Below are 6,631 nucleotides of genomic sequence, written 5' to 3'. Positions count from 1 at the left end.
GAGGTGAACTCCGACATCACGATGCAGGCCTTGACGGCCTGACCACACGGAGCATCACGCAGCGAACGTCGTACACCACCTCAGTGGACTTGACCCAATGCGGATCTCAGCAAGACCGCGCGATGTCTGACTGATGACCGCGAACCGCAGCGGTCATCAGTCAGTCGGCTCGTTGACGGGGCGGCCGAAGGGACTTGAGGTTCGCAGCCGCTTGAGTGGCGTTGGTGGGGTCGCTGTCATCCAGAAGCTGCCGGGCGATGACCTCGTCCTCGGCGTGGTGGACCAGCGTCCACCAGCGGACGACGGCTGAAGAATCCTGGGCGAGGCGCCTGACAGCCTCTACCGGCAAGTCTTCGGACTCGGCCACGACCGCTCTGACCTCAGAGCGGGAGTCTTGAGACAGCTGCTCCAACACGGTGTCGACCACGGGCAGCAGCGTCGTCTTCTGGAAGAAGCGGGCGGTGCCGGCGTTGGCGGCGGCCGATGCCCGGACGCGAGGGCTGGTGTCTGAGGACAAACGCTGCAGCACGACTGGGTCCAGAGTTGTCTCGGCGAGGTCGGCTCGGAGCACGACCGCCGGGTGGCCGATGATCAGCTCGATCGTCGCTTCGGAGAGCTGATCGCCGAGCTGGGCGACGTTGCGGCCCACGTCGTTGGGGGCATCGTTGATGGCTGCCTGGTGCACTCGTGCGGTGGCAGAGGTGCTGGTGGCGGCCGCGTGGCGCACATCCCAGTTTCGGTCTGCGAGGAGGTTGATGAGGACTGCTTCGGGGCAGGCGGTGTTCTCTGCTAGCGCGCGGCGGACGCTCACGGAACGGTCGTGGCTGAGGTGTTCGGCGATGAGCTGGGGGAGGTCTTTTCGCTGCGCGAGACCGGCACGGATGCGTGGGCTTGGATCATCAGCCCATCGCCTCTGGTCATCGGGGTCGAGAGGGTCTGCCGTGACCTCGTGCATGCGTTGCTGCAGGCTCTTGCCGGAAGGACTCACTGATGCAGGCTGTCATCTCGATCTGGACTTGGAAGGCCGTTCCTGTGACTTCACCGTCACACGCACCGCGGGATGACCGTGAGGTCGGTGAAGACGCAAGACTGCTGAGATGGCAGGTCACCCCGACGTCGAACTGCAGGCGGCCCTGGATGCTGCTGACGCGGCCTCGACCCAGCCCGATGACCAGGCTCCCGCCGATGAGTGGGAGAAGCGGATGGAGCTGCAGGGGGCGGCGAGCACGGTGGCGGGCTGCGTGCAGACCGTCATCGCGGGAGGGCAGCTGGATCGAGATGCCGTCGCTGAGGCCGGGCTCCTGTTCGACGGCCTTCAGCGGATGGGGTGGCGTCCAGAGGAGACCGCAGCGTGGCGTCGGGTGCGGGACCTGCTGCTGTCCAGGTGATCACGCTGATCGCTGGATGACCGTGAGGTCACTCATGGTCTGTCGGCACCTGAGGAAGAGGTGGGTCCTGCCCGCGCACCCTCCGGTGCACAGACGGGTCCCGGTCAGTGAGCAGCCATCACAGACGTGCTCCGTGCTGCTGCTGGACGCGGCTCACACCCGGCCAGCAATCCTGCTTCGGATCCTTCAGCCGGCGCGGAGTTGCGACACGAGCGGACACCGGAACGGGTCGCGGGCGGCCAGACCCACGTCGTTCAGGTAGGTGACGATGTCCTTGAAGGCCTGCGGCAGTGAGGTCTCGGTGTAGTCGATGCCGTGCTCGGTGCAGAAGCGGCGCACGAACGGCTGCACGGCGCGCAGGTTGGGTCGGGGCATCGCGGGGAACAGGTGGTGCTCCACCTGGAAGTTCAGCCCACCCATGAACAGGTCGACGAACCAACCGCCGGAGATGCTGCGCGACATCAGCACCTGACGACGGATGAAGTCGACCTTGGTCTCGCGCGCCACGATCGGCATGCCGACGTGGTTGGGCGCGAAGGCCCCGCCCATCGAGAGGCCGAAGGCGGCCATGTGGACGCCGAAGAACGCGGCACCGCGAGCCGGCCCGAGCAGCAGCACGAGCGCGGCCAGGTGGACGCCCCAGTGGAGGAGGACGAAGGCGGCGTCGATCCAGCGCTTCTTGGCGCGGCGGCCACTGATCAGCGACTTCGTGGAGTCGACGTGCAGGTTGAGCCCGGCGAGCAGCAGCAGCGGGTAGAACCAGTAGCCCTGCTTCGCGGTGGCCCAGCGCAGGACGCCCCGGCGACCGGATGCGGCGTCGGCGTGGAAGGAGACGACCTCGGACTCGATGTCGGTGTCGATCCCGCGGGCGTTGGGGGCCTGGTGGTGCTTGGTGTGCTTGCCCATCCACCAGCCGTAGCTCAGTCCCGTCAGCAGCGCCGCGAAGATCCGGGCCGCCCACTCGTTGCCGCGGTGCGAGGCGAAGATCTGCTTGTGCGCCCCGTCGTGGCCCAGGAAGGCGAACTGGGTGAGGACCAGCGCGAGAGGTGCAGCGACCAGCAGCACCAGCCAGGACTCCCGAAGGAGGAACGCTCCCGCGACGACGGTGAGGAACGCGACGGTCGTGAAGACGATGCGCCACCAGTAGTGCCCGGTCCGGCGCCGCATGAGGCCGGCCTCCTGCACGGCTGCGGTGAGCATCGCGTACGGGGTGCTGCGGCGCGCCCGTACGGGCGGCGGCTGTACCGGGTCGGACACGGACTCGGTCATGGGTGTGGCCGTCGTCAGGGGCATGGTCGTCACTGGTCTCCTCGCGGGCGTTCAGAGGAGCACCGGGCGGCGCGTCCTCGCGCAGTGCCCGGGACGAAGACCCGTGGACAGACACAGCGGTGGTGCTGATCAACTGCTCGTCACGTTGTCGAACGCCGCCCCACCGGATCCTGGGGAAGCACGGATCCGTCCTGCTGAGCGCGAGCACCCGACAACTCGATCGTGCCCGACTCCGGCCCTGTCCGCCTGAGGAGGCAGGTGGTGCGTTCTGGCCGGTACCGGCGGCCAGCCTCGCGGCTCCCGTCGCGAGGCTCAGGAGGGTGGCCCTCGTGCGAGAACTGCTCAGTCCAGTTGCCGGTGACGGTCCAGCACACGATCGAACCAGCAGCTGCGTGACGTGAGGCCGTGGCCACAGGTGACGGGGACGCAGGTGGCGAGGACAGAGGAGGTGGAGACGTGGATGGCGGGTGGGGAAGGTGTCAGTGGACGCGGGTCTGGTGACGGGCGTGGCGTGCCACCCGCAGCCGGACCCGTGCACGGGCATCGTCACGGCCCAGGACCTCGGCCAGTTGAGCGCTGACGGTGTCGGTAGCGGCGACCACGTCGAGGAGGTCGGCGTCCGGTTCGACGGTGGCGTCCAGGGCCACGACCAGACGGCCGCGATCACGCAGCACCCGACCGCGCGCGGAGCGGATGCCGGGGGTCTCGGCCAGGACGTCGGCGGCGACCTCGACGGGTGCGTCGGGGGCGATGCTCAGCCGGCCGGTGCGGGCGGTACCCGGCAGCGGCAGGCTGGGGACTCCACGGCGGGGGATGTGCGCCAGCAGCCACCACACCGCCAGCACCGCCAGCACGACGCCGACCAGGCCCGCGACCCACGGCCACCAGGCGGTGGCGAGCACGTCGGAGGCGGTCTGCAGGTTCAGTCGCTGCGGGGACGCGGCCCACACCCGGTCCAGTTCACCGGCTCCCCAGGCCGCGGTCGCGGCTCCGGCGACGATGAGCAGGAGTGCGGCCAGGACGGCCAGGACGCGGTCCAGGCCCAGGACGGAACGGCTCATCGGTGCTCTCCTCCGAGGGTGGTCCCAGCGCCGGTGTCAGCAGCGGTGTCGGAGCTGCTCCCGGTGCTGGTGCCGGTGGTGCGGGTGCGGACCTTGACCCGCGGGGGGCTGGCCAGCGCACCGACGGCCCGGGCGACGGCCGCCTGGACCTGGTGCGTCATCTGACCGGTGCTGTCGCCGGTTGCGGTGATGGTGACGCTGATGGCGCGGCGGGTGCTGGTGGAGGCAGCGCTCAGGACGCCGTCGACGTCACGGGCGGCTCCAGAAGCCAGCCGGGCCACGTCGCGGGTGTGCAGGAAAACCCCGGTCCGGGACGTCAGCGGCAAGGTGTTGCGGGTACGGGGGCGAAGCGCGGTGACCAGCAGCCACACCCCGATCAAGGCCAACACGATCCCGACGGGGATGAGCCAGGCGGTGGGGGCGAAGCCCCGCAGGGACTGCACCGTCCAGGCCAGCCAGGAGGTGCTGGCGAAGGCGCCGGCGGCCAGCAGTGCTTCGTGGATCAGCACTGCGGCCAGAGCCAGGAGCAGGACGGCCAGCACGGGGCCGATCCAGCCGATGTGCCCGGTGCCGGTCCGCTGGGACGCCGCCGGCATCGGTGCCCGACCCCTGGACGGGGAGTTGGTGGGGGTGGTGGTCACTGGACCCGCCTCCGAGTCGAGGTGCTGGCGGTGGAGCTGGCGCGGACGACTTTCTCGACGCTGACGTGCACGGCGTCGGCGTGCAGGTCGGCCAGCTCCGCGAGCCGGTCCCGCACGTGGTCCCTGACGGCTGCCGCGACCTGGGCGGCGGGGTACGGCCACACGGTGGCGATCTGGACGCTGGCGCGGACCCGGTTGCCGGCGACCTCGCAGTCCACCCGGGGGTAGTCCCGTCCCAGCGCACTGCCCAGGGCGCCCAGGCTGCCGCTGCTGTCGGCGGCGGCGGCGACCCCGTCGACCTCGCGGGCGGCGGCGGTGGTCAGGCGTTGCACGGCGCGTTCGCTCAGGTGCAGCTCACCGCGGGATCCGGCGTCGGCTGGCGCTGCGGGTGCGGACGCGTCGTGTGCGACGGTTTCCCGGGGGGTGGTCTCAGCCACGGCTGCGACCGGGCAGGAGGGCGGTGAGGTCGATCTTGCCCTCGAGGTGGGCCCCGAGGACGTACCCGACGGCGGCGAACAGCAGCGCCAAGACGAACCAGCCGAAACCAGCGGTGCCGGCGATGAGGGCCAGGAACAGGCCGGCGAAGACGCCGGCGGTGGAGGAGGACACGGGAACTCCCTGAGGATGGGGGGACGTCGGGTGGGCGGGGTGGGACCGCGGTGCGGTCGATCACGGCGATCGCGCCACGGTGTCCACGAACCCCGCTGCGCTGCTGCGTCTTGGCCGGCGCAGCACCGCGCGGGTGGACCCGCGGGGTGCTCACGGAGACGACGTGCGGGCTCGGTGCGGGTGCTCGTGGACGGGTGGGGGAGAACCTCGGGGGGTTGCCCTCACGCGGTGGCGAGATCCTCGACGAAGACCTGCACCGGGACCTGCACGACAGCAGCGACCACGGCGTGGATGGCTTGGGCCGCAGCCTGGATGGCTTCGCCGTGGGCCAGGACGACGTGCACCTCGGCCACGTGCTCGTTCAGCTTCACCCCGGCCACCCGTCGGCCGGGCAGGTAGGTGGCGACCTCCCCGAACCGGCCCGGGTGCAGGCTGACCACTCCCGGCACCGCCAGCACCAGCGCCGCCACCTCGTCGGCGGTCGTGGCGGTGTCGTCGCTGCGCGGCGGTACCGGGGTCCGACCCCCTGCTCCATCCGCCCCGGCACCCGCCGCGACGGGTCCCGCGGGGACAGCGGGTCCGGGAGCCGACGTGGTGTCGGTGGCGTCGGTGGCGTCGGTGGCGTCGGTGGCGTCGGTGGTGTCCGTGGCGTCGGTGGTGCGGGGGTCGAGCATCACTGGACGCGGACGGTGCGCGCTGCGGAAGCGTCGCCCCTGCCGTCGTCGTCCCTCTCGTCGTCCTCGGGCAGGTGGATGTCGTCGACGGAGATGTTGACCTCGGTGACCTGCAGGCCGGTCATCCGCTCCACCGAGGCGATGATGTTGCGCCGCACGCTGGAGGCCAGGTCGGCGATGGCCACGCCGTACTCGGCGATGAGGTTGACGTCGACCGCGGCCTGGCTCTCCCCGACCTCCACCGACACGCCCTGGGAGTGGTTGACCCGGCCACCGGGGATGCGTTCGCGCAAGGCGCCGACAGCGCGCGAGGCGCTGCCGCCCAGGGCGTGGACACCGGAGACGTCCTTGGCCGCGATCCCGGCGATCTTGGAGACCACGGTGTCGGCGATGGAGGTGGTGCCCTGGTTGGAGACCAGCGGGCCGGACTTCAACGCCACACCGGTGTTGGTACCCGTGCCCGGGGTGGTGGTCTTGGTGGTTTCGCTCATGATCGCTCCAGAGTTCGTTGAGGGACGGCGAGGTCAGCGCCACGGCGTGGACGTCCCGACCGGATCGCACCGGCCCGTCGGGCCCGACCCGCGGATCCGTCGGCGACGGCTGGCAGGTGCCCGGTGGTCCGGTCGATCTCCGGTGGCTCGGTGCCACCGGGTTCGTCACTCAGGTAGAGCGCTGGAGTGCTGGAACGTCATGCCCATCCGACGTGACCTGCATCACACCGGGGTGCCGAGCCGTGAGCGGACGCCGTAGCCGCCGATGAACGTCGGCATTCGACTGGACCAGCAGAGCTTCGCGCCGCCGAACCCGGTGGGACCGACAGGACCCGACCAGACCCGACAGGATCAGACTGGATCCGCACGTGAGGCGTGTACTCGGGGCTCTGCCCCTGCCGTGGGGTACGGGTACCGCGGTCGTGCGCCCTCGGGGTGGTGGGTGGTGCGTTCTGGGTTGCTGGCGGGTGTCGGTGGTGATCGACTGCGCTGCGTTGG

At 70.5% G+C, this 6,631-nt stretch carries 10 protein-coding genes; 2 read left to right on the top strand and 8 right to left on the bottom strand.

Annotated elements, in window-relative coordinates; translation table 11 throughout:
- Positions 1 to 160: 160 nt before the first annotated feature.
- A complete protein-coding gene (locus CLV37_RS27040; RefSeq protein WP_170127226.1) occupies positions 161 to 811 on the bottom strand; it encodes a hypothetical protein in 651 nt (216 codons plus the stop codon).
- A gap of 9 nt (positions 812 to 820) precedes the next feature.
- Between CLV37_RS27040 and CLV37_RS27610 the strand changes: the two genes are divergently transcribed.
- The gene (locus tag CLV37_RS27610) at positions 821 to 991 is read left to right on the top strand and encodes a hypothetical protein (RefSeq protein WP_170127225.1); all 171 of its coding nucleotides are present in this window, start codon (positions 821 to 823) and stop codon (positions 989 to 991) included.
- A gap of 106 nt (positions 992 to 1,097) precedes the next feature.
- Entirely contained in the window at positions 1,098 to 1,388 is a 291-nt protein-coding gene (locus CLV37_RS12480; RefSeq protein ID WP_106210713.1) for a hypothetical protein, read from the top strand.
- Between the two features lie 186 nt (positions 1,389 to 1,574).
- Here the strand turns inward: CLV37_RS12480 and CLV37_RS12475 are convergent, their stop codons facing one another.
- From CLV37_RS12475 to CLV37_RS12440, 7 genes are all read right to left on the bottom strand, one after another.
- Positions 1,575 to 2,681 carry a fatty acid desaturase family protein gene (locus CLV37_RS12475; RefSeq protein WP_245885382.1) on the bottom strand — a complete coding sequence of 369 codons (1,107 nt, stop codon included), beginning with the start codon at positions 2,679 to 2,681 and terminating at the stop codon, positions 1,575 to 1,577.
- Positions 2,682 to 3,136: 455 nt separating this feature from the next.
- The gene (locus CLV37_RS12470) at positions 3,137 to 3,718 is read right to left on the bottom strand and encodes a hypothetical protein (protein ID WP_106210711.1); all 582 of its coding nucleotides are present in this window, start codon (positions 3,716 to 3,718) and stop codon (positions 3,137 to 3,139) included.
- Positions 3,715 to 4,314: a DUF6286 domain-containing protein gene (locus CLV37_RS12465; RefSeq protein ID WP_106210709.1), complete on the bottom strand. Its 600-nt coding sequence runs from the start codon at positions 4,312 to 4,314 to the stop codon at positions 3,715 to 3,717. Before CLV37_RS12465 ends, CLV37_RS12470 begins: the two co-directional genes overlap by 4 nt.
- Positions 4,315 to 4,355: 41 nt before the next feature.
- A complete protein-coding gene (locus CLV37_RS27605) occupies positions 4,356 to 4,796 on the bottom strand; it encodes an Asp23/Gls24 family envelope stress response protein (protein WP_106210707.1) in 441 nt (146 codons plus the stop codon).
- Complete coding sequence (locus tag CLV37_RS12455) at positions 4,789 to 4,968, bottom strand: DUF2273 domain-containing protein (RefSeq protein WP_106210705.1); 180 nt, start codon at positions 4,966 to 4,968, stop codon at positions 4,789 to 4,791. Before CLV37_RS12455 ends, CLV37_RS27605 begins: the two co-directional genes overlap by 8 nt.
- Positions 4,969 to 5,189: 221 nt before the next feature.
- Positions 5,190 to 5,645: a hypothetical protein gene (locus CLV37_RS28085; RefSeq protein WP_211298593.1), complete on the bottom strand. Its 456-nt coding sequence runs from the start codon at positions 5,643 to 5,645 to the stop codon at positions 5,190 to 5,192.
- Entirely contained in the window at positions 5,642 to 6,133 is a 492-nt protein-coding gene (locus CLV37_RS12440; protein ID WP_106210699.1) for an Asp23/Gls24 family envelope stress response protein, read from the bottom strand. The genes CLV37_RS28085 and CLV37_RS12440 overlap by 4 nt, the downstream gene beginning before the upstream one ends.
- Positions 6,134 to 6,631: the final 498 nt, after the last annotated feature.

The sequence above is a fragment of the Kineococcus rhizosphaerae genome (assembly GCF_003002055.1).
Classification (GTDB): Bacteria; Actinomycetota; Actinomycetes; order Actinomycetales; family Kineococcaceae; genus Kineococcus; species Kineococcus rhizosphaerae.
This window is presented reverse-complemented; position numbering and strand designations above follow the sequence as displayed.